This window comes from Citrobacter sp. EC_71, from assembly GCF_019584005.1.
GTDB lineage: Bacteria > Pseudomonadota > Gammaproteobacteria > Enterobacterales > Enterobacteriaceae > Citrobacter > Citrobacter werkmanii.
The window spans coordinates 15,140-39,472 of record NZ_VDAY01000024.1; the positions used below are offsets into that span (position 1 = coordinate 15,140).

General features: G+C 53.9%; 22 protein-coding genes and 4 tRNA genes. 5 read left to right on the forward strand and 21 right to left on the reverse strand.

The window, feature by feature from the left end; genetic code table 11:
• Nucleotides 1-9: 9 nt before the first annotated feature.
• The 8 genes from corA to FHD02_RS20375 form a co-directional block, all read right to left on the reverse strand.
• On the reverse strand, nucleotides 10-960 hold the full coding sequence (gene corA, locus FHD02_RS20340) for a magnesium/cobalt transporter CorA (protein WP_038634499.1): 951 nt from the start codon (nucleotides 958-960) through the stop codon (nucleotides 10-12).
• A gap of 155 nt (nucleotides 961-1,115) precedes the next feature.
• The gene (ysgD, locus tag FHD02_RS20345; RefSeq protein ID WP_212723238.1) at nucleotides 1,116-1,172 is read right to left on the reverse strand and encodes a YsgD/CorL family protein; all 57 of its coding nucleotides are present in this window, start codon (nucleotides 1,170-1,172) and stop codon (nucleotides 1,116-1,118) included.
• A gap of 234 nt (nucleotides 1,173-1,406) precedes the next feature.
• A complete protein-coding gene (gene uvrD, locus FHD02_RS20350; RefSeq protein ID WP_038634502.1) occupies nucleotides 1,407-3,569 on the reverse strand; it encodes a DNA helicase II in 2,163 nt (720 codons plus the stop codon).
• Nucleotides 3,570-3,657: 88 nt separating this feature from the next.
• Complete coding sequence (yigB, locus tag FHD02_RS20355) at nucleotides 3,658-4,374, reverse strand: 5-amino-6-(5-phospho-D-ribitylamino)uracil phosphatase YigB (RefSeq protein ID WP_200009503.1); 717 nt, start codon at nucleotides 4,372-4,374, stop codon at nucleotides 3,658-3,660.
• A complete protein-coding gene (xerC, locus tag FHD02_RS20360; protein WP_006686068.1) occupies nucleotides 4,374-5,276 on the reverse strand; it encodes a tyrosine recombinase XerC in 903 nt (300 codons plus the stop codon). The genes yigB and xerC overlap by 1 nt, the downstream gene beginning before the upstream one ends.
• Nucleotides 5,273-5,980: a DUF484 domain-containing protein gene (locus FHD02_RS20365; RefSeq protein ID WP_038634510.1), complete on the reverse strand. Its 708-nt coding sequence runs from the start codon at nucleotides 5,978-5,980 to the stop codon at nucleotides 5,273-5,275. Before FHD02_RS20365 ends, xerC begins: the two co-directional genes overlap by 4 nt.
• Nucleotides 5,977-6,801, reverse strand: a complete 825-nt coding sequence (gene dapF, locus FHD02_RS20370; RefSeq protein ID WP_042314013.1) for a diaminopimelate epimerase — start codon at nucleotides 6,799-6,801, stop codon at nucleotides 5,977-5,979. Before dapF ends, FHD02_RS20365 begins: the two co-directional genes overlap by 4 nt.
• Before the next feature lie 48 nt (nucleotides 6,802-6,849).
• Nucleotides 6,850-7,053 carry a lipoprotein gene (locus FHD02_RS20375; protein ID WP_032940199.1) on the reverse strand — a complete coding sequence of 68 codons (204 nt, stop codon included), beginning with the start codon at nucleotides 7,051-7,053 and terminating at the stop codon, nucleotides 6,850-6,852.
• Between the two features lie 138 nt (nucleotides 7,054-7,191).
• Between FHD02_RS20375 and cyaY the strand changes: the two genes are divergently transcribed.
• Nucleotides 7,192-7,512, forward strand: a complete 321-nt coding sequence (cyaY, locus tag FHD02_RS20380) for an iron donor protein CyaY (protein WP_042314014.1) — start codon at nucleotides 7,192-7,194, stop codon at nucleotides 7,510-7,512.
• Between the two features lie 77 nt (nucleotides 7,513-7,589).
• Here cyaY and cyaA read toward each other — a convergent pair whose 3' ends face one another.
• Nucleotides 7,590-10,136, reverse strand: coding sequence for a class I adenylate cyclase (cyaA, locus tag FHD02_RS20385; RefSeq protein ID WP_079225747.1), 2,547 nt, complete (start codon nucleotides 10,134-10,136; stop codon nucleotides 7,590-7,592).
• Nucleotides 10,137-10,531: 395 nt separating this feature from the next.
• Here cyaA and hemC point away from each other — a divergent pair, with 395 nt between their 5' ends.
• The 4 genes from hemC to hemY are packed head-to-tail and all read left to right on the forward strand — an operon-like array spanning nucleotide 10,532 to nucleotide 14,609.
• The gene (gene hemC, locus FHD02_RS20390) at nucleotides 10,532-11,473 is read left to right on the forward strand and encodes a hydroxymethylbilane synthase (protein WP_042314016.1); all 942 of its coding nucleotides are present in this window, start codon (nucleotides 10,532-10,534) and stop codon (nucleotides 11,471-11,473) included.
• Nucleotides 11,470-12,210: a uroporphyrinogen-III synthase gene (hemD, locus tag FHD02_RS20395; protein ID WP_042314019.1), complete on the forward strand. Its 741-nt coding sequence runs from the start codon at nucleotides 11,470-11,472 to the stop codon at nucleotides 12,208-12,210. The genes hemC and hemD overlap by 4 nt, the downstream gene beginning before the upstream one ends.
• Nucleotides 12,211-12,231: 21 nt before the next feature.
• Nucleotides 12,232-13,407 (forward strand): uroporphyrinogen-III C-methyltransferase, encoded by a 1,176-nt coding sequence (gene hemX, locus FHD02_RS20400; RefSeq protein WP_137397564.1) that lies wholly within the window; start codon nucleotides 12,232-12,234, stop codon nucleotides 13,405-13,407.
• 2 nt (nucleotides 13,408-13,409) lie between these two features.
• On the forward strand, nucleotides 13,410-14,609 hold the full coding sequence (gene hemY, locus FHD02_RS20405) for a protoheme IX biogenesis protein HemY (protein WP_137348875.1): 1,200 nt from the start codon (nucleotides 13,410-13,412) through the stop codon (nucleotides 14,607-14,609).
• Nucleotides 14,610-15,023: 414 nt separating this feature from the next.
• Here hemY and FHD02_RS20410 read toward each other — a convergent pair.
• The 12 genes from FHD02_RS20410 to rfbA form a co-directional block, all read right to left on the reverse strand.
• Nucleotides 15,024-15,100: transfer RNA gene (locus FHD02_RS20410), tRNA-Pro, on the reverse strand.
• A 41-nt stretch (nucleotides 15,101-15,141) separates the two neighbouring features.
• Nucleotides 15,142-15,227 (reverse strand) — tRNA-Leu (locus tag FHD02_RS20415).
• 20 nt (nucleotides 15,228-15,247) lie between these two features.
• Nucleotides 15,248-15,323 (reverse strand) — tRNA-His (locus tag FHD02_RS20420).
• A 56-nt stretch (nucleotides 15,324-15,379) separates the two neighbouring features.
• A tRNA-Arg gene (locus tag FHD02_RS20425) sits at nucleotides 15,380-15,456 on the reverse strand.
• 102 nt (nucleotides 15,457-15,558) lie between these two features.
• Nucleotides 15,559-16,944 (reverse strand): amino acid permease, encoded by a 1,386-nt coding sequence (locus FHD02_RS20430; protein WP_042314025.1) that lies wholly within the window; start codon nucleotides 16,942-16,944, stop codon nucleotides 15,559-15,561.
• A 275-nt stretch (nucleotides 16,945-17,219) separates the two neighbouring features.
• Nucleotides 17,220-17,960 carry a lipopolysaccharide N-acetylmannosaminouronosyltransferase gene (wecG, locus tag FHD02_RS20435; protein ID WP_137348862.1) on the reverse strand — a complete coding sequence of 247 codons (741 nt, stop codon included), beginning with the start codon at nucleotides 17,958-17,960 and terminating at the stop codon, nucleotides 17,220-17,222.
• Nucleotides 17,960-19,315 carry an ECA oligosaccharide polymerase gene (gene wzyE, locus FHD02_RS20440; protein ID WP_137361405.1) on the reverse strand — a complete coding sequence of 452 codons (1,356 nt, stop codon included), beginning with the start codon at nucleotides 19,313-19,315 and terminating at the stop codon, nucleotides 17,960-17,962. Before wzyE ends, wecG begins: the two co-directional genes overlap by 1 nt.
• The gene (locus tag FHD02_RS20445) at nucleotides 19,312-20,391 is read right to left on the reverse strand and encodes a TDP-N-acetylfucosamine:lipid II N-acetylfucosaminyltransferase (protein WP_137361406.1); all 1,080 of its coding nucleotides are present in this window, start codon (nucleotides 20,389-20,391) and stop codon (nucleotides 19,312-19,314) included. The genes wzyE and FHD02_RS20445 overlap by 4 nt, the downstream gene beginning before the upstream one ends.
• The gene (gene wzxE / locus FHD02_RS20450; RefSeq protein WP_137361407.1) at nucleotides 20,388-21,638 is read right to left on the reverse strand and encodes a lipid III flippase WzxE; all 1,251 of its coding nucleotides are present in this window, start codon (nucleotides 21,636-21,638) and stop codon (nucleotides 20,388-20,390) included. The genes FHD02_RS20445 and wzxE overlap by 4 nt, the downstream gene beginning before the upstream one ends.
• Before the next feature lies 1 nt (nucleotide 21,639).
• The gene (rffA, locus tag FHD02_RS20455) at nucleotides 21,640-22,770 is read right to left on the reverse strand and encodes a dTDP-4-amino-4,6-dideoxygalactose transaminase (protein WP_137361408.1); all 1,131 of its coding nucleotides are present in this window, start codon (nucleotides 22,768-22,770) and stop codon (nucleotides 21,640-21,642) included.
• Nucleotides 22,771-22,774: 4 nt separating this feature from the next.
• Nucleotides 22,775-23,452: a dTDP-4-amino-4,6-dideoxy-D-galactose acyltransferase gene (gene rffC / locus FHD02_RS20460; protein WP_137361418.1), complete on the reverse strand. Its 678-nt coding sequence runs from the start codon at nucleotides 23,450-23,452 to the stop codon at nucleotides 22,775-22,777.
• Nucleotides 23,430-24,311, reverse strand: coding sequence for a glucose-1-phosphate thymidylyltransferase RfbA (gene rfbA, locus FHD02_RS20465; protein ID WP_042314045.1), 882 nt, complete (start codon nucleotides 24,309-24,311; stop codon nucleotides 23,430-23,432). The genes rffC and rfbA overlap by 23 nt, the downstream gene beginning before the upstream one ends.
• Between the last annotated feature and the right edge of the window lie 22 nt (nucleotides 24,312-24,333).

Below are 24,333 nucleotides of genomic sequence, written 5' to 3' on the forward strand. Positions count from 1 at the left end.
ACACCGCCATTAAAGCCAGTTCTTACGTTTGAAGTACAGATACGGCGCCAGACCTGCGAGCATCATGAAGACAATCGCGCCAGGATAACCGAAGCTCCAGTGCAGTTCCGGCATAAATTCAAAGTTCATGCCGTAGCTGGAAGCCACCAGCGTCGGCGGCAGAAACACCACCGAGACCACCGAGAAGATCTTGATAATGCGGTTCTGCTCGATATTGATAAAGCCCATCGCCGCCTGCATCAGGAAGTTAACTTTCTGGAACAGCGATTCGTTATGCGGCAGCAGAGACTCGATATCGCGCAGGATCTCACGCGCCTGCTCCAGTTGCCCACCTGGCAGACGCGCTTTACGCACCAGGAAATTCAGTGCACGCTGGGTATCCATCAGACACAGACGAACCTTCCAGCCGATATCTTCCTGTTCCGCCAGCGTGGAAAGCGCTTCGTCATACTCATCGCCCTGACGCCCTTCCATAATCACACGGCTGAGTTTTTCCAGGTCGCTATAGATATTTTCAATCTCATCCGCCAGCTGTTCGATTTTGGTTTCGAACAGGTCGAGTAGCAGCTCGTAGGCGTTACCATCCACCATCGCCTGGTTACGCGCACGCATGCGATACAGACGAAACGCCGGTAGTTCGCGTTCGCGCAGGGTAAACAAGCGACCTTCACGAATGGTAAATGCAACGGTTGAGTTACCCGCGTGATCGTCGGCGTCTTCATAGAAGAAGAAGGAGTGAATGTGCAGGCCATCTTCGTCTTCAAAAAAACGTGCGGATGCTTCGATATCTTCCAGTTCAGGGCGCGTGGCCAGGTTCTGGCCCAAGTCCTTTTGCACACGGTTTCGTTCTTCGTCATCCGGCTCGACTAAATCGACCCAAACCGAACTGGCCAGGTGCTCGATCTCGTCTGCCTCAAGGCGAGTTAACCGATTGTTTTCCAGTTGAAATGCGCTCAGCATGACCGGGACTCCCAATGCAAAAAATTATCGGACAGTTCGGAGGGCACACAGAAACAAATTGGGTTTCAGACCATTAAACAGCCTGACTCAGCGCGACGGGAAAAAAACAGAAGGTCGCTGACAACCGCGAAGGCTATCAGCAAAAAGGGATAGCCTTAGGAGTTGATCCTGGATGACAGGATAATGAGCCAGTATCTACTGGGTGTGTCCAAGGCGAATGTCCTCTTAGCGTAATCGTGCGCGCATGTTACGCCAGCAAAATTTTGACGTCAACACGCAACGGATGGCGAAAAAGTAATAATTTCCCCTTATACAGAAAGGTTAGCAGAGGGGAATTATTTATCTATGATTTCAGAATATTAACCGGCAGATAGCCGAATGGCGGCTTCGCCTTATCCGGCCTACAAATCAAAATGTTACCCGGTCAGCGCAGCGACATCAGGCGATCACACCGTTTCCAGTCTTGCGTAAGCCGCCACCAGCCATTTGATCCCCTGCCCCTGGAACGCGACCTGCAAACGACTGTGCTCGCCGCTTCCTTCGAGGTTGACGATGGTGCCCTCGCCGAACTTCGCGTGGCGTACCCGCTGGCCAAGTTTGTAGCCGGTATCGTTTTCCGCCATTGGCGTGCCCATCCGCTGATGGCTCACCGGACGGCTAACCGTGGCGCGCAGACGCACCTCTTCAACGCACGCTTCCGGCAGTTCGCCAATAAAGCGCGACGGACGATGGTAAACCTCTTTGCCGTACAGACGGCGCGTTTCGGCGTAGGTAAGCGTCAGCTTTTGCATCGCGCGGGTCACGCCGACATAGGCCAGGCGACGTTCTTCTTCGAGACGTCCGCCTTCATCCAGCGACATCTGGCTCGGGAACATGCCTTCTTCCATCCCCACGATAAACACCTGCGGAAACTCCAGCCCTTTCGCCGAGTGCAGGGTCATCAGCTGTACCGCGTCCTGCCAGGTATCCGCCTGTCCTTCGCCCGCTTCCAGCGCCGCATGAGACAGGAACGCCTGCAGCGGCATTAAGTCTTCGTCTTCTTCGTTGTAGCTGAACTGGCGCGTTGCCGTCACCAGTTCATCTAAGTTTTCGATACGCGTCTGACCCTTCTCGCCTTTTTCCTGTTCATACATCATGCGCAGGCCGGAATCTTTAATCACCCGGTCAGTCTGCACGTGCAGCGGCATATCAGCAGTCTCTTGTGCCAGCGCGTCAATCAATTCCATAAAGCGCTGTAAGGCGCTGGCGGCGCGACCGGCCAGGGCTTTTTCCTGCAGCAGTTCACGACAGGCCTGCCACAGCGTTAGCTGGCGGTCACGCGAGGTCTGGCGCACCACATCTAAAGTACGATCGCCAATCCCGCGGGTTGGCGTATTCACCACACGCTCAAACGCGGCGTCGTCATTGCGGTTAGCGATCAGGCGCAGGTAGGAGAGCGCGTCTTTGATTTCCTGGCGTTCGAAGAAGCGCATCCCGCCATAGATACGATACGGCATGCTAGCCTGTAGTAAGGCTTCTTCCAGCACGCGCGACTGGGCGTTGCTGCGATACAGAATGGCGCATTGTTCCAGCGCACCGCCGTTGTCCTGCCAGGTTTTGATGCGATTGACCACAAAGCGCGCTTCATCAAGTTCATTGAATGCGCAATACAGCGAGATCGGCTCGCCGTCGACGCCGTCGGTCCACAATTTTTTACCCAGGCGCCCGTTGTTATTTTCAATCAGGGCGTTAGCTGCGCTCAGAATATTATTGGTCGAGCGATAGTTCTGCTCCAGACGAATGGTTTCTGCGCCCGGGAAATCGTTGAGGAAGCGCTGAATGTTCTCCACCTGCGCCCCACGCCAGCCGTAGATCGACTGATCATCATCGCCCACGATCATCACCTTGCCGGTGTCGCCCGCCAGCAGACGGATCCAGGCGTACTGAATGTTGTTAGTATCCTGGAATTCGTCCACCAGGATATTGGTAAAGCGTTCGCGGTAGTGCTGCAGAATGTGCGGCTTGTTGAGCCACAGTTCATGGGCGCGCAGCAGCAGTTCGGCGAAATCCACCAGCCCCGCGCGATCGCACGCTTCCTGATAAGCCTGATAGACCTTCTGCCAGGTCTGTTCGACCGGGTTGCCATAGCTTTGCAGATGGTGCGGGCGCAGCCCTTCGTCTTTCTGGCTGTTGATAAACCACATAGCCTGACGCGGCGGCCACTGCTTTTCGTCCAGGTTCATCGCCTTGATCAGGCGCTTGAGCAGACGCAGTTGGTCCTCGCTGTCGAGGATCTGGAAGTCCTGCGGCAGGTTAGCATCCATATGGTGCGCGCGTAACAGACGGTGCGCCAGACCGTGGAAGGTCCCCACCCACATTCCGCCCTGGCTGGTTCCCATGATCTGACCAATACGGTGGCGCATTTCCGCTGCCGCTTTGTTGGTAAAGGTCACCGCCATAATAGAGTACGGCGAGTTGTTCTCTACCGTCAGTAACCAGGCGATACGGTGCACCAGTACGCGAGTTTTACCACTCCCCGCGCCTGCCAGAACCAGCATGTTGCTGCGTGGCGCGGCCACCGCTTCACGCTGTTTATCATTAAGGCTGTCGAGCAGGTAAGAAACGTCCATTGGCACCGCCGCGTAAAAGTAGGTAAGGCGGAGAAGCGTAGCGCCATCCGCCAAAAAGCTGGGTATATATACAGAGTTCTGCTGGTGATTATATCAGCGAGGTCAGAGATGCCAACTGTGAAATTTCGATATGCGGCAGCAAACGGCTGTCTGCAGTTTGCATCAGGTCGGCATTTTCCGGTTTGATCCAGCAAGCCTGCATACCACAACGAATAGCGCCTGCAACGTCTGTCGTCAGGTCATCGCCCACATGCAGAATCTCACCCACTGGCATTTTCAGTTTATCCGCCGCCAGCGCGTACATGTCGCTGAACGGTTTTGAGCGCCCGTCGGGACCGGCGCGCAGCACAAACTCAAAATAATCGCCCAGGCCAAACAGTTCCGGCTGTGCGTTACCGTTGGTGATCGCCACCAGCGGCCATTTGCGGGCCAGCGCCTTCAACGTGTCATGCGTCGCCTGCGGAACATCAATGCGGCTACGCCATTTGGCAAAATTCATCATCGCCGCATTCGCCCCCATCAAGGCTTCTGCCGGTGACAGACCTGCCTCCAGCATAGCGCGCTCTACGGCGCGGTGACGCCATTGGGTAACGTCGTGGTAGATTTCCGGCTCGGCATCACGAACGGCCTGACGTAAGCGCTGTAGGTCGCTATTTTGCAGCGAATTCAACGCCGGATGGTAATTCTGTACAAACGCGAGCGCTTCCTGCTCGGTGCGTGTGATAACGGGACGGTTATCGTAAAGGGTGTCATCAAGGTCAAAGGTGAGCGCAGAAATACGCCCCAAAGGCCGGTAAAAACGCATTATTTCCCCCGTTTGGCGCGCGGATGCGCCGCATCGTACACTGAAGCCAGGTGTTGAAAATCAAGATGGGTATAGATTTGGGTGGTCGAAAGATTGGCATGCCCCAATAACTCCTGCACCCCGCGCAGATCGCCGCTAGACTCCAGCATATGCGTCGCAAAAGAGTGGCGCAATTTGTGGGGATGGACGTGGCTGTTCAGCCCCTGTTTGATACCCCATTCCGCAAAGCGTTTCTGCACGTTACGCGCAGAGATGCGCTTGCCTAGTTTTGACAGGAACAACGCATCGTCATCCCCGCCAAATAAGCCGCGCAGATCCAGCCAGTGCTCAATCCACGCCACCGCATTGCGGCCAATCGGCAGACGACGTTCTTTACTACCCTTGCCCATCACCCACACTTCGCCGGTGTCGAGATCGAGATGTTTAATATCCAGCCCAACCAGTTCAGATAAACGCAGCCCCGCGCCGTACATCACTTCCAGCATCGCCCGGTCGCGCACGGCAAGGGGATCGTTGAGATCGATATCCAGCAGACGATTAACGTCATCGACGTCGATATTTTTAGGTAAGTGACGTGGCGCTTTCGGCGCGGAAACGCTTTTTGCCGGATTGGCTTTCAGCTCGCCCTGATTGACCAGCCAGTCGAAGAAACTGCGTAGTGCGGAGAGACGCAATGCCAGGCTCGCCGGTCCCAACCCTTTACGACGGCTGCGCACGGCAAAACTGCGTACCATTGCAGCATCACATTGTTGCCAGCTTTGCAGACCGGTTTCTCCGGCTAGCGCAATGATGGCATCAAGCTGACGCTGATAATTAAGCAATGTGATCGGGCTAAGCTGGCGCTCAACGCCCAGATAGCGCAAAAAGCGCGCCACATCCTGAGAAAGGGGTGAATCGGTCATACGCGTTCAATCCAGCGCTCCAGCAGCTCCGGCAACATCAGCGAGATTTCCTGCAATAGCTGCGTACCCTGTCCCTGCTGATAATGATTAACGTCACGACTGCTGAATAACATCACGCCCAGGGAACCATCTTGCCCCAGCATCGACATCGCCACCGAACCTATCGCTTTCGCCTCCGGCATCATGACCAACAGTTCCGGTCCATTGAGTGGTCCAAGATAGTGCTGCGACTGGCCCAGACGCTGAATACGCAACGGTTCAAAGGCCTGGCGGCTTAATGCCAGATGCGTAAATTTTGATGGCGCGCCGAGTCGCCACCGGTCCGGAAACAGACGAACCGTCGCGCCGGCCAGCCCCAGCTCACGCGCCCAGCGATGAAATCGCATCAGCATATCGTCAAGACTGCTGGCCGACACCAAGCGGCTTTGCAGATTTAGCAAACGATAGAACAGGCTTTCATTGGCGTTGGCTTGTTCCATCAATAACGCCATGTTCTCTTCAAGCACATTAATATGATTACGTGCCCGCGCCATATGCCATTCAACTAAAGAGATCGTGCCCCGCACCGGGTGTGGGACGCGCATCGCTTCAACTGCCCGGGCATTACGGATAAAAAACTCAGGATTACGTTGCAGGTAATCGACGACCGCTCGATCGTCGAGCTCCATGAGCGTTTCCTGTAGTTCTTCCCCTGGTTGCTTCATAAGTGAATAAATCCGTCGTAGACATGTGCCGCCGGGCCAGTCATATACAGCGGATGACCCGGACCTTTCCAGGCGATATCAAGTCGACCGCCAGGTAACTCCACCCTCACCTCTTCTGCCAGCAGGCCCTGCTGAATACCTACCGCAACAGCGGCGCACGCACCGCTGCCGCAGGCCTGCGTTTCGCCCGCCCCGCGCTCGTAGACGCGCAGCCGGATATGCTCGCGCTTTACCACCTGCATAAAGCCGATGTTGGCGCGTTCTGGAAAGCGTTCGTGGTTTTCCAGCACCGGTCCCAGCGTTTCCACAGTGGCCGTATCAACATCATCAACCTGAATCACGCAGTGCGGATTCCCCATTGAAACCACGCCGCACAATACTGTCTGTTCGGCCGCGCGCATAATATAGGTCTTCTCTGCTTTGTTGGCGCGAAACGGAACCTGCGAAGGCTCAAAGTTGGGTTCCCCCATATTCACCCGCACCAGCTCGTCGTCGGTTACGGTTAATACCATACGACCATTCGCGGTACTGACGCGAATATCACGCTTATTGGTCAGCCCTTTCAGGCGAACAAAACGGGCAAAACAACGGGCGCCATTGCCACACTGTGACACTTCACTGCCGTCGGCATTAAAAATACGGTAGTGGAAATCCAGCTCCGGATCATACGGAGGTTCAACCACCAGCAACTGATCAAACCCAACACCGAGATGCCTGTCGGACAGGCGGCGGATCAGCTCTGGTGAGAAAAAGACATTCTGCGTTACCGCGTCGACGACCATAAAATCGTTGCCAAGGCCATGCATTTTAGAGAATTGCATCATTCACTCCGTTCACGCGGGTACAGAAATGTAAATCTATTCCTGCCGTCAGTAATTCACCTGAGAAGGGCCGTCGCTAATCCCACGATCGTTTTTCTCGGGCGTGGTGGATTGCGATTGCGGCTGAACGCTCTTGGTCGGAGGCGGCGCGGTTTTATCTGCTGGCGGGAAATAGAGCGGGCCTTTTAGCCCACAGCCCGTCAGGCTGAACAGAGTTAAAATGACAGCGAGTGGCTTTAACACGTTTTTCATTATGGATTGCCTGTAAAGTTCATGCTTTCTGTTTTCTATCATCGCAGGAGAAGGCGTAAAAGCAAGAGTTAGCCTGTAATCTGCAACGCGTTTTGTTTCAGGTTATACTGCCCTCATCACGAAAAACAGGATAAGAAAATGAACGACAGTGAATTTCATCGCCTTGCTGACACCCTGTGGATGACCATTGAGGAGCGTCTGGACGACTGGGATGGCGACAGCGATATCGATTGTGAGATCAATGGCGGCGTGCTGACCATCAGCTTCGAAAACGGCAGCAAAATCATTATTAACCGTCAGGAGCCGCTGCACCAGGTGTGGCTGGCGACCAAACAGGGCGGCTACCACTTTGACCTGAAAGGCGACGAGTGGATCTGCGACCGTAGCGGCGAAACGTTCTGGGATTTGCTGGAGCAGGCAGCAACGCAGCAGTCGGGAGAAAAGGTGGGCTTCCGTTGATTTATTTGCCGGATGAGATGTGCTTATCCGGCCTACTGTAGGCCCGGTAAGGCGTAGCCGCCACCGGGCGAAAAGCCTCAGGAGAAATACTGCTGCAACATCGGCGTGTCGTTATCCTGATTAGCTGGCGGGACTGGGTTGAGCGGCTGGGTACGGAACGGAATCACCTGCGCACGTCCGTCGGTTTTCACAATCTGATAGAACTGCGGCAGGTTAAAGTTGATGAAGCTGGAGCCGTAGGTGAAGCGATCGTGCGACGATGAATAGAAGCGGCTGACATCACGTACCAGCTCTTCTTTGCTTCCCTCGCAGTGGTGATACACCTCCGCACGGTTACTCTCATCCAGTATATAAATATTAAAGCCCTGCTCATCGCCCGTTTCTTCGAAAAAGAACTGAATGATCCCTTCACTGGCAAAGCCGTCCACCACAGAAGGGAGTTTCACATGGTTCGTTTCAACCTGGACGGAAAGGCCGTGCAGTTTGTTGTGTGAAATCGCACCGTAGAATTCGATGGCGTTTTCCAGTTTCTGTACCGATACGTTCAGACGCTCGAAGAACAGTCCCCACGTCTGACCAGACACGCGCAGCGCTTTGAAGCGCCCGGTTTCCTGGCGGGTGCTGGAAAGGCGCAGCTCGATACACTCAGAGACCAGTTGCTGCACGCGGGTACGGATTAATCCACGCAGATGCTGGCTATAGCAGAACACTTCGACGCTATCCGGCGGCGCGGCATCCTGGTGCATTTTGCCCAGAATTGTTTTTAACGCTTCAATCATCGCCTGCTCGCCGTTGAAGTGCAGCGTACGGACTTCATTCCACGAGTTGCGATACAGCAGGTCGACGCTTCCTACCAGGCAATTTTGCTCTTCGCCAAAGCTGAAGACGTCCAGCTTGCGGAAATCAAAATGCACCACCTGATTACGGAATGCGGCCGTTGGGTCATATTCAAGGTTAACGATAATCGCCAGATGGCGAATTTCACACGGGCTGTAGAGCGCTTTCGGCGTGGGTGCCGGCAGGCGCAGCGGGAAGTGGTGCGATACATCGGCGACCATCTCCTGCAACTTCGGCAAATCGACAATGCCGTTGCCCTTAATAAACAAATGCGTACGCGATGTCAGCAGACCGTTGAACCAGGCCCACGCCACCAGCTTATTGAGATAGCGGTTATATTCCAGCGGCTGATGGCTGATGATCGAATCCATATTCGGCGCACGGTTGTAGAGATACCAACCCGAACGGTTGGCGCGGCCCGGCGGCACATGGATAAAGGTCAGGTTCGGTTCTGAGAGGTCTGGAGATATCTGCGGGTTCACCAGCGTTACCTTGCCCGGCAACGCTTCAAACGCGGCATACAGCTTACGGGTCAGCACACCGATATCCTGCGGACTGGCGCTAACGCTGAGGTTATTGCGCCGCGCAAAGCGGATCAGATTACGATAGCTCTGCATCATCGCATCAAGCAGTTCGTTATGCGCTTCACGTACCTGATCAATCTTCCAGTTAGCGCGGTTATCCAGCATTGTCAGACGAGCTTCGTCCCAGCCCCATTCCTGCACTAACTGACTTAATACTTCACGACGCCAGCCCACGCAGGCGCGCTCGCGGCTCAGTTTCTCACATACTTTTAAGTAGAAACATCGACGCACTAAATCCAGACGCGTCGGGTCTTCGATCGCCGTGAGATATTCGGTAACACGCTCCAGCATCATGCAGTAGGGATCGAGACCAAAAGAGACGATCTCGCCATCGTGCAGGCGCTGTTTAATGTCTTTCGCCAACAGGCGTGGATTGGGATATTCCCAGGAATAGGCTTCCAGCAGCAGCGTCTTTAGCACTGCTTTGTACGGGGAATCGATACTTTTGTACAGCTGCCAGAGGCTGGCGCCAAAGTACTCTTCGGCGGAGAGCGAACTGAGTCCGCCGAGATCCAGCCATTCGTTTGGCGTTAACACCCCCTGTGCGTAGAGCTTCATGACGTAATCGTCGTAATGCTCTTCTTCGTCGCCCGGCACCATATTCCACAGAATACGTTTGCCCGCGAGGCGCACAGCGGTGCGATAGAATTCATCAAGCAACAGGATATGCTGCGTCGAGCCACAGTCTTCACCACCGAGACTTCCGCTTTCATTGTGACGGAAACGGTTTTCATCAATCAGGAAGAAACTGACTTCCACGCCCAGCGAAGCGGCCCAGCTTTCGAGCAGGCTACATTTACGCTGCAACAGCTGTCGCTCTTCGCTATCCAGCCAGGATTGGTGGCAGACCCAGATATCAAGGTCGGAAGAACAGCTTTGCCCTACCGAAGAGGTACTGCCCATTGAGTAAACGCCAGTGATCGGCAGTTCGCCCTTGGGAGGTTCCTGCGGTGACATGCCGCGGTACAGTTCCAGTTCGTTGAGGTAGTGGCGTTGGGTTTCATCAGGCGTGTAAAAGCATATGCCTTTGGGAACGTTACCATCGAGGTAACCCGGCATCAGAGGGTGGTGGTAGTGCAATAATGTCGGCAGCAGACTGTATACCTGCTGGAAAGCAGGCCCCATGGCAGCAAGCGCGCGATCCACACGCAGTTGATTTATGGCATCCAGTCTCTGTTTCAGAGTCTCAATATAGAGGTACAAGACGTATCGCCTGATGTTGCTATCCGTCATGTTGTCGATTACTGCGGCGCAAGCGCTCACAATTAATCGTCATCAATTCGGATAAACCGTATGTCAAAAATAACCGTTACCTGTTTTTCGCCCGTATTTTTTTGTGCGGTACAGCCGAAAAAATGGTCTAAAACGTGATCAATTTAACACCTTGCTCATTGACCGTAAAGAAAGATGCGCTACATACAAGTGTAGCACCGTTCGTTACGTGTAAATTCCTTCATACGGTCGGAAGGTTTCTCGTCATTATTCACTGCCACTGATGATGCAGCAGCTTTTCCTCTCACTTACGTTTGAGCGTAACGCTGACATCCCTTTGATAAGGATGTTAGGATGGTCAATGATTGATAATGACGGTAACAAGCATGTTAGACAATGTTTTGAGAATTGCCACACGCCAAAGCCCCCTTGCGCTCTGGCAGGCACATTATGTCAAAGACGCTTTAATGGCAAATCACCCCGGTCTGATCGTGGAACTGGTTCCTATGGTAACCCGTGGCGATGTGATCCTTGATACCCCGCTGGCGAAGGTCGGAGGGAAAGGGTTGTTTGTTAAAGAGCTGGAAGTCGCGCTGCTGGAAAAACGCGCCGATATCGCCGTGCATTCCATGAAGGATGTGCCGGTTGAATTCCCTGACGGTCTTGGACTGGTCACCATTTGCGAGCGAGAGGATCCGCGTGATGCTTTCGTCTCAAATAAGTACAACACGTTGGATGACCTTCCCGCGGGTAGTATTGTTGGGACATCCAGTTTGCGTCGCCAGTGCCAATTGGCAAAGCGTCGCCCGGATCTCGTCATCCGTTCGCTGCGCGGTAACGTTGGTACGCGCCTCGGCAAACTCGATAACGGCGATTATGACGCCATTATCCTGGCGGTGGCCGGGTTAAAACGTTTAGGGCTTGAGTCGCGAGTCCGTACCGCACTGCCGCCGGAAGTATCCTTGCCCGCAGTCGGGCAAGGCGCTGTTGGCATAGAGTGCCGACTGGACGATATGCGCACTCAGGCGCTGTTAGCGCCGCTCAATCATGAAGAGACCGCACTACGCGTAACAGCCGAACGCGCCATGAACACCCGCCTCGAAGGGGGATGTCAGGTACCTATCGGCAGCTATGCCGAACTCATCAACGGTGAGATTTGGCTACGCGCGCTGGTCGGCGCGCCTGACGGATCGCAGATGGTATGCGGAGAACGTCGCGGCGCCCCGCAGGATGCAGAAAAGATGGGCATCTCTCTGGCAGAAGAGCTACTGGAAAACGGTGCGCGCGCCATTCTGGCTGAAGTTTATAACGGAGAAGCACCCGCATGAGTATTCTGGTCACCCGCCCGTCTCCCGCAGGGGAAGAGTTAGTGAGCCGTCTGCGCACACTGGGGCAGGTGGCCTGGAGTTTTCCGCTCATCGAGTTTTCCCCGGGTCGGGAACTGGCAACACTCGCCTCCCGACTGTCGGCGTTGACGGATAACGATCTGGTTTTTGCCCTCTCGCAGCACGCTGTCACCTTTGCCGATGCCGAACTTCAGCAACAAGGGAAAAGCTGGCCTTCCCTTCCGCATTATTTTGCCATTGGCCGCACAACGGCGCTGGCGCTGCATACTGTTAGCGGCTGCAATATTCACTATCCTCTGGATCGGGAAATCAGCGAAGTCTTGCTACAATTACCTGAATTACAAAATATTGCGGGAAAACGCGCGCTTATTTTACGCGGCAACGGCGGTCGGGAACTGATAGGTGAAACCCTGACGGCGCGCGGAGCCGATGTTGATTTTTGTGAATGTTATCAACGCAGTGCAAAAAATTACGATGGTGCGGAAGAAGCAATGCGCTGGCAATCTCGCGGCGTGACCACGGTGGTGGTCACCAGCGGAGAGATGTTACAACAGCTCTGGTCGCTCATTCCGCAGTGGTATCGTGAGCACTGGTTACTACGCTGTCGGCTGCTGGTCGTCAGTGAGCGTCTGGCGCACCTCGCCCGGGAACTGGGCTGGCAAGATATTAAGGTCGCTGATAACGCCGACAACGATGCGCTACTACGCGCATTACAATAACTCTCATAATGGGATGCCATAATGACGGAACAAGAAAAATCCTCCGCCGTGGTTGAAGAGACCAGGGAGGCCGTGGAAACCACAGCACAGCCAGTCAATACTGAAAAAAAGGCTAACAACAGCACGGCGCTGATTCTGAGCGCGGTGGCGATTGCTATTGCGCTGGCAGCAGGTGTGGGGCTGTATGGCTGGGGGAAACAGCAGGCAACAACGCAGACGGCAACCAGCGATGCGCTGGCGAACCAGCTGACGGCGCTGCAAAAAGCGCAAGAAAACCAAAAAGCTGAGCTGGAAGGCATTATTAAACAGCAGGCAACGCAGCTTGATGAAGCCACTCGCCAGCAGGCCGCACTGGTCAAACAGCTTGATGAAGTTCAGCAAAAAGTCGCCACTATTTCCGGCAGCGATGCCGGGACATGGCTGCTGGCGCAGGCTGATTTTCTGGTAAAACTGGCCGGTCGTAAATTATGGAGCGATCAGGACGTTACCACCGCAGCGGCGTTGCTGAAAAGCGCCGACGCCAGTCTGGCTGATATGAACGACCCGAGCTTAATTTCCGCCCGTCGCGCGATTACTGACGATATCGCGAGCCTCTCCGCGGTAACACAGGTCGACTATGACGGCATTATCCTGAAAGTGAATCAGCTCGCTAACCAGATAGATAACCTGCGTCTGGCCGACAACGACACCGACGATTCACCGATGGACTCCGACAGCAGCGAGCTGTCCAGCTCAATTAGTGAATGGCGCGTCAACCTGCAAAAAAGTTGGCAGAGTTTTATGGACAGCTTTATCACTGTTCGCCGTCGAGATGAAACCGCCGTCCCGCTGCTGGCACCGAACCAGGACGTTTACTTACGTGAGAACATTCGTTCTCGCCTGTTAGTAGCCGCCCAGGCCGTACCGCGTCATCAGGAAGAGACATACCGCCAGGCGCTGGAAAATGTCTCCACCTGGGTACGCGCCTACTACGACACCGACGATGCAACCACCAAAGCTTTCCTGGAAGAGGTAGACCAGCTGAGCCAACAAAGCATCAGTATGGATGTGCCAGAAACGCTGCAGAGCCAGGCTATTCTCGACAAATTAATGCAGACCCGTGTTCGTAATTTACTGGCGCAGCCTGTCACAGCGCCGGTTGCCGCCGCTCCTGCTCCTTCGGCAGACAATCCGGCAACCGCGCCGCAAGGAGAATAATGATGCTAAAAGTATTATTGCTCTTTGTACTGTTGATCGCCGGGATCGTCGTTGGTCCAATGATTGCCGGTCATCAGGGCTACGTGCTGATCCAAACCGATAATTACAACATTGAAACCAGCGTGACGGGCCTGGTGATCATCCTGATCGTCGCGATGGTCGTTCTGTTTGCGATTGAATGGTTGCTGCGCCGAATTTTCCGCACAGGTGCGCATACCCGCGGATGGTTTGTCGGCCGTAAGCGTCGCCGCGCCCGCAAACAGACCGAACAAGCGCTGCTCAAGCTGGCAGAAGGCGATTATCAGCAGGTTGAAAAGCTGATGTCGAAAAACGCCGATCATGCTGAACAACCGGTAGTGAATTATCTGCTGGCGGCAGAAGCGGCCCAGCAGCGCGGTGACGAAGCGCGCGCCAACCAACACCTTGAGCGTGCCGCTGAACTGGCCGGGAATGATACGATCCCGGTAGAAATCGCTCGCGTTCGTCTGCAACTGGCGCGTAATGAAAATCACGCCGCGCGCCACAGCGTAGATAAGCTGCTGGAGGTGACGCCGCGTCATCCGGAAGTGCTGCGTCTGGCTGAGCAAGCCTACATTCGCACCGGCGCATGGAGTTCGTTACTGGATATCATTCCATCTATGGCTAAAGCGCATGTAGGTGATGAAGAGCACCGCGCAATGCTGGAACAACAGGCATGGGTGGGTCTGATGGATCAGGTTCGCGCCGATCAGGGCAGTGAGGGACTACGTGCCTGGTGGAAAAACCAGAACCGTAAAACCCGTCATCAGGTTGCCCTGCAGGTAGCGATGGCTGAACATCTGATTGAGTGCGACGATCATGATACGGCGCAGCAGGTCATCATTGACGGTCTAAAACGTCAGTATGACGACCGTCTGGTGCTGCCGATCCCGCGCCTGAAAACCAACAACCCGGAACAGATAGAAAAAGTGCTGCGCCAGCAGATTAAGGCCGTAGGCGATCGCCCGTTGCTGTGGAGCACGCTGGGGCAATCGTTAATGAAGCATGGTGAATGGCAGGAAGCCACGCTCGCCTTCCGTGCAGCGCTCAAACAGCGCCCGGACGCCTACGACTACGCCTGGCTTGCTGACGCGCTGGACAGACTGCATCAGCCGGAAGAAGCCGCCACCATGCGCCGTGATGGCCTGATGTTGACGCTGCAGAACAACAATCCCCCGCAGTAATTCCCTCTTGCCCGGTGCTTCGCTTACCGGGCCTACCGTCTACACAAAATCATTTAAGATGCATAAAAAAACGCCCGCTCGGTAAGGAGCAGGCGTTAAACAGGTCTGTATGACAACATAATGGGTGCTTCACTCAACGTTATGTCCATGGTGTTTGATGAGGCCTGAGCGACATCTGTCTGTGGACGATAAGCACCGTAAACGGCTCTGCATCATTCCTGAGTTTATGAGGCCTGATGGCGAACATAAGAGATGGAATGAGCATCTACCCGTATATTATTGCACAACGCATGCCACGATTGCACTGCAAAAACCAGGTATTCGAACTTTTTAAGACATCAGGTAATTCGCGGGAATAAGGGCTGTGAAGGGAAATCAGAAAACAAAAAACCCCGCCGAAGCGGGGTTCAAAATTGGTCGGCGAGAGAGGATTCGAACCTCCGACCCACTGGTCCCAAACCAGTTGCGCTACCAAGCTGCGCTACTCGCCGTTTTACTGCTTTTTGAATTTTTAGTTCAATTCTTTAAGTCGTGGTGCGAGGGGGGGGACTCGAACCCCCACATCCTAAGGACACTAACACCTGAAGCTAGCGCGTCTACCAATTCCGCCACCTTCGCATTTCACAACTTTAAATTAATGGGGTGGCTAATGGGATTCGAACCCACGACAACTGGAATCACAATCCAGGGCTCTACCAACTGAGCTATAGCCACCACTGCAAATCTTTTACGCGGTATTAAAACCACCGCAGCTCCGGCACCTAACTAAATGGTGCGCCCGACAGGATTCGAACCTGAGACCTCTGCCTCCGGAGGGCAGCGCTCTATCCAGCTGAGCTACGGGCGCTTAGCGCCGTTGCGGGGCTGGATATTACGGAGGTCTCGGTCTTCTGTCTAGTGCTTTTTTAAAATAAATTATCGTTTGGTCATGGTTTGTGCGTTTTGTCGCTTATTCCCGCAATTTATGGGCTGTGCCATGACGATTCAGGCCAAAAGCCTTATAAATGAGCGTCACGCCCAGTAAGAAGATAATGCCAACAAACAGCGACATTCGGGTATCTTCATTGAAGTACATGCCAATTAATACGCAAATCAGGAACGCCATCGTCAAATAATTTGCCCACGGGAACAAAATCGAGCGGAAAGGATGACTGGCGATCGCCGCTTTATGCGCCTGACGGAAACGCAGCTGGCTTATCAGGATCACAAACCACGGCACCATCCCCGGCAGCACGCTGGCGCTATAAACATACACGAACACACGCTGCGGGTTGGGAATGATGTAGTTCAGGCACGAACCAATCAGCAGGATCGCGATAGAAATCGCCACACCAGCAACTGGCACGCCATGGCGAGATACTTTTCCAACAACAGCAGGTAGCTGGCGATTCTTTGCCAACGCGTAGAGCATACGCCCGCAGCTGTACATGCCGCTGTTACAGCCTGACAGCGCCGCCGTCAGGACCACAAAGTTAATAATCCCTGCCGCGGCGGTAATACCAATCTTGGCAAAAGTGAGCACAAATGGGCTGCCGTTGCTGCCAATCTCGTTCCACGGGAAAATAGTGACGATAACAAAGATCGCGCCGACGTAGAAAATCAGGATACGCCACAGCACCTTCCCCACCGCGCTACGCAGTGTGACCTGGGGGTTCTTCGCTTCACCCGCAGTAATGCCGATCAGTTCCACGCCCTGGTAGGACGCCACAACAATACACAATGCCGTCAGAAAGCCCTTCCAGCCGCCGGCAAAGAAGCCGCCATGCTCGGTCAGGTTGCCAAAGCCAATCGCCTGGCCGCCATTGCCAAAGCCGAAGAAAATCACTCCTAACCCAATGACGATCATCACAATGATGGTGGTCACTTTGATCATGGCAAACCAGAATTCAATTTCACCATACAGGCGAACCGCGGCGAGGTTTGCCAGCGCAACCAGCCCGACAGCAATCAGGGCGGGTATCCATTGCGCCATTTCCGGGAACCAGAACTGCACGTACACCCCGATAGCGGTAATCTCTGATATCCCTACCGCCATCCACATAAACCAGTATGACCAGGCGGTGAGATAGCCAAAGAAGGGACTCATGTAACGGTGCGCGTAAACAGCGAATGAACCGGCAACCGGCTCGAGGAATAACATCTCCCCCATGGAACGCATAATGAAAAAGACGAACAGCCCCGCGACGATATACGCCAGCAGGACCGAAGGCCCCGCCCATTTCAGGGTACTGGCGGCGCCCATAAACAGTCCGACGCCAATAGTGCCTCCAAGGGCAATTAATTCGATGTGACGAGCCTCCAGCCCACGCTGTAGCTCAGGTTTGTTCTCGGCCATAAATCCTCTTGATGTGTTTGCATGCTGTCCGGTATTACCGGTTCTCGTTATGGGTACATCTTGTTATTCCATAACAGGCCATACGGCATCGACCGCTTAACGGTTGGCGCCAAAACACCATGGCACTGTAATGATTGTTGCGAATGGTTTCCTAAAATCGCTTAAATGGCAATTAAAGCATTCAAAAAATGAATAGATTGTGCGAGAAAGCAGCGATTATGTTGTGAATAAGTAGCGTGATTAGCAGATCACGCTACTTATCAGAGGAGAGAGCGTCAGAGGTTGCCGGTATAGTGCCAACGGAGATAGCGCAACAAACGAAGTTGACGGGTGATACGGCTCGGCTGTGACAGTAAGCGATACAGCCACTCCAGCCCCAGATTTTGCCAGAGTTTAGGCGCCCGCTTAACGTGACCGGTAAAGACGTCGTAGGTACCACCCACCCCCATATACAGCGCTTCAGGGTGGATCTTCCGGCAATCACGCATAAAAATTTCTTGTTTCGGCGACCCCATCGCCACCGTCACAATTTGCGCACCGCTGGCGTGGATACGCTCAAACAATTCCTGACGCTGCTCCGGCGTAAAATAACCGTCCTGGCTACCCACAATGTTCACATGCCACTGCGCACGCAATTTGGCTTCGGTTTGCGCCAGAACCTCAGGCTTGCCGCCAATCAGGAAAACCGGCGTTCCCTCCTGCCCGGCTCTCGCCATTAGCGCTTCCCAGAGATCAGCCCCCGCTACGCGTGAAACCTGCGCCTGCGGGAATTTTTTACGCACCGAACGCACCACGCTAATGCCATCCGCATATTTGAACTCAGCGGCGTTAATCAGATCCCACACTTCAGGGTTATCTTCTGCCGTCAGCATTTTCTCGGCATTGATAGCCACCAGCGTCCCAGGCCTGAGGCGTCCTTCGGCAAACAGGTAATTTAGCGCGTGTTGCATATCGCGCCAGCCAATCAGTTGTAACCCGCGCAGCGAATAGAGTGGCGCAGTTGTGTTATCTGTCATTACGATCCTTCAATCTGTGTCCGGGGCAGCGATTTAATTCGTTTATGGATAAGTCCCGCGCTATCGAATAGCCAGAACAGCAATTTTGCCACCAGCAGACAAACGCCGAAAATCACGAGGAAAAAGACCACTCGCGAGACAAACGAATCCAGTCCTTCACGTGCCAAAACGATCATATTGAAAATGGCGCCAAAACAGAAACTGTGCAAAATGGCCGCCTTGTAGCGATTGGTTTCGCGGTTACCTAATTCATATAGCCAGTCGAACCATTTAATGATTAACCCGACGACAATCGCGCCTAACGGTATAAACAGCGCCCCGCCCATCACCACCAGCGAACCAATTAACGTTGGCGAAATCGCCAGCCCCGAGTGGTTGTTCAACACCTCCCAGGTAAAGTAGTTCGCGGAGTTGAGAACGATACTCGGCCGCCCAGGCCACAGCCAGGAGGGGATAAAGACGTAGAAATCACGGACGATCGGCGCCAACCCCTGGAACTCAATATTGTGGTAGTTCTGCAGCAACAGCGCCAGGTTTTCCCATGGCGAGAAGGTATCACGCGTCAGGTACAGGAACGTATAGAACGCCTCGTCACCGCTCACGTTCATCCCGTAGCGTTTCAGCGCCAGCCAGAACATACCGACGATGCCCAACACGCCTGCGGCGGCGAGCATCCACAGCGAAATCCAACCGCGAATAATGCCGATAAACAGGAAGATGGCAAACGCAATAATAATATTGGCGCGCGTTCCCCCCACAATCATATAGGTCAACAAGCCAAACGCGACTGTGCTTACCAGGAAAAACAGCCACGCTTTGCTGTCCTGGCGCAGGAAGTAGACCACCAACATTGCCGGAATGAAGAAGTAGAAGAAGCGCTTCAACGCCACTCCAGAGACTTCACTGGAAAAAATCTGGCTGTAGGATTGCAGTCTGAACAGCAGGAACCCATTGTGCATAAAGAAGACGCCCACGCTCACCAACGCAATCGCCATCAGGATAACCCAGGTCAAATGGGCCTCCACGCGATTGATAGTAAATAGCGGCCTGCGCGGCTTATTCTCTACGCGCTTACGTAAGCGCGTTTTATACGTCACGTAGTAAACGGCATAGAAACAGGCGGCTGATAGCAAAGCCTGCAGCAGGATCTCCGGTGGTGCTACCGCCACATCAAAACGGAACACCAGGATGCTGGTCAGCGGGAATCCGAAGAAGAACGTCAGCAAAAACAGCAACGAGAAAAAGACGTTAAAGTTAAAACGCACGCGGCGGAATTCAAACCAGGTCAGCGTGGCGATAAACAAAGTGGAGAGCAGCCAGACCACCAGCAGACCGCTGAATTGCATCAGGCTCATTTGGTTTCTCCTGAAGCAATGCGCAGCGCATGATGCCACGGTTGCAGATAATTCGGGCTAAAGAAGGTGATCGTATTTTTATCTACCAACGCCAGTTGGCTCTGCGCTTCGCGTACGAGACCTTCATTGAGTTGATCTGTCGTAAACAGGACCGGGATATTTTGCTCTGCCATATCCTGCCAGAAAGGATTTTCACGGTTGAGCACGCACGGGATACCGGCCTGGATTAACAAACACAGGGTACCGATCCCTTGCTGACGGGCAAAAATAAAGTAGCCCAGATCGCACTGACGCAGTAGTGCCAGATAGGCATCAAACTCCAGTTTTTCACTCAATATTTGCAAATTATCAGCGCTAAATAGTGCCAGACCCGCCTGACGAACCTCATCGATATAGGTCGTATTATTCGCAGGATACCCCATCGGCACTATCACATTCACCGTATCACCAAACTGCTGGTGAACAGCATGTAGCGCGGCAATATGCTCATTGCTGCGATCGCCAGAGTTGCCAACCAACACCGTCATCTTACCGCTGCGCTGACGTTCACTGCTCAGATTATTGAGCGAGGGATCCATCCGCGTTGGGAAATAGAGCAGCTCGCTACGAACGTGCGGATGCTGCCCAGCGAAATAACGTAAATCGCCTCGCGTAGCAAACACGCAGCCCACGCGATTCTGCGCCATGCGGCGAATCGGGTACAACAGGCGGAATTTCAGCCCACTGGAAACTTCATATAAATCCGCGCCCCAGATGTGCCAGTAAAACTGCTCCGGTTTAATTCCCCCGCTCAGCAGCGCCAGCCACAGGCTGGTGTTGAACTGACCATGAAAGAAGAAGCGCTGCTGGCGATTCGCTTTCGCCTTCGCAATAACCGCCTGGGCCAGCGCCTTTTTCCCGTCATAGAAACTCAGCGATAACGCCGGGCAGCTCTCACTGAATCCAGCATCCTGGCCTGCAACCATAAACGTGCGCGCGTGCTCGCTCGTCGCAGCCAGCGAATCGTTAAAAAACCGCAGCACGGTTTGGTTATGGTGAGGGATATCCGATCCCAGAACGTGAATCAGTACAGTCATGCCCGCCTACGCCAGAGTAAAAACACGCCACAACAAAGAGAAAAATAGACGATGTATGTTGCCATATACGCCTGCGCAGCTCCCAGAGCACCATGTGCCGGGATCAGCCAGTGGGCAAACGCCGTCAATAACATGAACTGGCTAATTTCAGCCAAAATATAAAACCGCAGCGACGCTTTCGCGATCACCAGATAACCAAAAACGTAAGCGCCAACTTTCAGTACATCACCAACCAGTTGCCAGGCAAACAGGTCGCGCATGGCGGTGAATTTTGCGGAAAAGAGCAGCCAGATCGCAAAATCACGCAATAGCCAGACGGTAAAGCTCGCGGCGGCAACCGCCGGCAGCACAAACTTCAACGACTTAATGACCTCGCGGGTAATGTCGCGCTTTTCGGTCAGCCGCGACAACGTCGGCAGCAAGTAAACGCTGAATGAGGCGGTAATAAATTGCAGATAGGCATCGGAGATACTGCTGACTCCCTGCCAGATCCCCACATCATCCCAACTGTACTGCGCCGCCAGCAGGTTTCGCATCATCACGTATGCCACAGGCAGCGTCACGGATGTAATCAGCGCCATCAGCGTAAACTTGCTTAGCTGCCCGGCCAGACCATGGTCCCACGAGGGCTTCAGGTAATGCAGCGGAATAGTTCCACGCTTAAGCAGCATAATGATGGCAGGGATAACGACCAGCGCTGGCACCAGGGCCAGGCCCAGCAAGGCGCCTTCATAGCCCCCCAGGCGATAGCAGCCATAGTAAGCTACTACGCCCACCAGGCTACCCACAATCAGCGACAGCGCGTTGCCTGCCGCATCGCGGAAGCCTTTCATCAGCGCCAGCAGCAGGTTAGCCCAGGCGATGCCCATCTGCACCAGCGCAACCAGTCGAACCAGCCCCTGATAATGCGTATGGCCAAACAACCCCTGACTGATGGGTGCGGCCGCCAGCAGGAAAATCGCCGCCATCAGCGTAGAGAATCCCAGCACCATTGCGGAAGATGTACCGACCACCTTACGGAGTCGGGCCGGATCGTCATGGTGCTGCGCAACGTATTTCGTGACGCCGTTGAAAATGCCGGCCCCCGCCAACACGCCCAGCACGGTAACCATTTGGCGAAAATTACCCGCCTGACCCACACCTGCCGGGCCAAAGGAGACGGCCAATAACTTCACCACCAGCAAACCCGCACCAATTTTTACCAGCGTACTGGCCGCCGTCCATAAGGACGCTTTAGCAAGCGACATATCAGGCGAAGTAATTGAGTAATGTCGAAATTACCGTTCGCTGGTTAACCGGCGACAGGTTATAGAACAGCGGTAAACGTAGCAGACGCTCGCTCTCTTTGGTGGTGTAACGATCCACACCGGCAAACACGCCAAATTTATCGCCAGCCGGGCAATCATGTAGCGGGATATAGTGGAACACCGCCATAATTTCAGCTTCTTTGAGGAAATTAATCAACGCGGTGCGATCGTCGATATCGCGCAGCTTGATATAAAACATATGGGCATTCTGCACGCAGTTTTCCGGGACAGCAGGCAGCTCAATACGTCCGGCACGCGCCAGCGGTTCGAGGGCATCATAGTAATTCTGCCACAGCGCCAGACGTTGCTGGTTAATACGGTCAGCCGCTTCCAGTTGCGCCCACAGATAGGCAGCCTGCAGATCGGACATCAAATAGCTGGAGCCGATATCGCGCCAGGTATACTTGTCTACCTGACCACGGAAAAACTGGCTACGGTTCGTCCCTTTTTCACGAATAATCTCGGCACGTTCGACTAATTTTTTATCATTGATCAGCGTCGCGCCACCTTCACCGCCTGCGGTGTAGTTTTTAGTCTCATGGAAGCTAAAGCAGCCAATGTGACCAATCGTCCCCAACGCCCGACCTTTATAAGTCGACATCACGCCCTGAGCCGCATCTTCGACCACATACAGGTTATATTTAGCGGCCAGCGCCATAATGGTATCCATTTCACAGGCCACGCCCGCGTAATGTACTGGCACAATAGCGCGGGTTTTGTCGGTAATAGCCGCTTCAATCAGCGTTTCGTCAATGTTCATGGTATCCGGACGGATATCAACAAAGACGATTTTCGCCCCGCGCAAAACGAATGCGTTAGCCGTGGAAACAAATGTGTAGCTCGGCATGATGACTTCATCGCCAGGCTGAATGTCCAACAGCAATGCCGCCATCTCAAGCGATGCGGTACAAGATGGCGTCAACAGAACTTTCTCGCTGCCAAAATGCTGCTCCAGCCACTGCTGACAGCGGCGGGTAAAGCCGCCGTCGCCACACAGTTTGCCGCTGTTCATCGCAGACTGCATGTAATCGAGTTCAGTTCCCACCACCGGCGGTGCATTAAATGGAATCATCGTGTCACCTGTATAACCAATACGCGGTGCTTTCCACATTCGCACCACTGTGTATGTAACGTTTAAGCGCGGCGGTGTTACCCATTTGGGTTGCCACGCGCAATGTTGTTTTACCGCGGGCCTGCGCCCAGCAAAGCGCAGCCAGCATTAGTTCTTCGCCCGCGCCACGCCCAGCCAGTAGGCCAATTCGCGCCTCGGTCGCATTCAGTTCGCGCAGCGAGACATAACCACGAATTTCACCTGTTGGCGTGCGTAAAACGAGGCATTGATGATCGAACGTCCCCAGCACCGCATTTTCAATCCACTGTGCATAAAAACGCGAACTGGCATCTGCGGCATACCACGGGGCGCGAAAACGGCTTTGCGCGAACGCTTGTTCCGCCAGGCGGCGTAACGCCGGAATATCCGTAATTTGAGCAATCTGCACGTCAGTGTTGCCACTGGTAGATGCCACTGGCAGCACAAAATCCACTTCGCCTTCGACCAGTGAGAAACCTAACTGCTGCAAAGCATCTAATTCATGGGTATTTGCGGCAGGAATTTTTGCCTGTACCCGCGACCAGGGACGTAACGCATCCTCCGTCAGAACCGGCGCGTGTTGGTCAAAACGTATAATGGCGCTATTCACGCCAAAAAACGTATTTTCCCAGCTAAGCGGCTCAATACTGGCGCGGGCGAGCACGAAGCAGCTCCAGCAAATATTGGCCGTACCCCGTTTTAGCCAGCGAACTGGCGGCACGTTTCACGCCTTCATCATCCAGCCAACCGTTACGCCAGGCGATCTCTTCCAGACAGGCTATTTTAAAGCCCTGACGTTTTTCTACCGTCTGCACAAACGTGCTCGCTTCGATCAAACTGTCATGCGTCCCGGTATCCAGCCAGGCAAAGCCACGTCCAAGCAATTCTACCGTCAGATGCCCGTCATCAAGATACATCTGATTGATTGACGTAATCTCCAGTTCTCCACGCTCAGAAGGTTTCACGCGTTTTGCGTATTCCACCACTTTACTGTCATAGAAATAAAGGCCGGTTACCGCCCAGTTAGATTTCGGTGCTTTCGGCTTCTCTTCCAGAGAGATAGCGCGAAAACTGTCGTCAAACTCCACAACACCAAAACGTTCAGGATCCATCACCTGGTAACCAAACACCGTCGCACCTTCTGTGCGGGCGGCTACATGACGTAGTTTTGGACTGAAGCCCTGACCAAAGAAGATATTATCCCCTAATACCAGACATGACGGTTCACCGTTAAGGAACGTTTCACCAATGATAAAAGCCTGCGCTAATCCATCCGGGCTGGGTTGCTCAGCATAGTGCAGTTCAATGCCGAACTCAGAGCCATCGCCTAACAAACGCTGGAAATAACCTTTATCTTCCGGCGTGGTAATAATCAGAATTTCGCGAATTCCCGCCAGCATTAGCACTGAAAGCGGGTAGTAAATCATCGGCTTATCGTAAATGGGCAATAGCTGCTTCGATACGCCACGCGTAATGGGATACAGGCGAGTACCTGAGCCACCCGCCAGAATGATACCTTTCATGCGTTGTCTCCTCCGGGAGCCA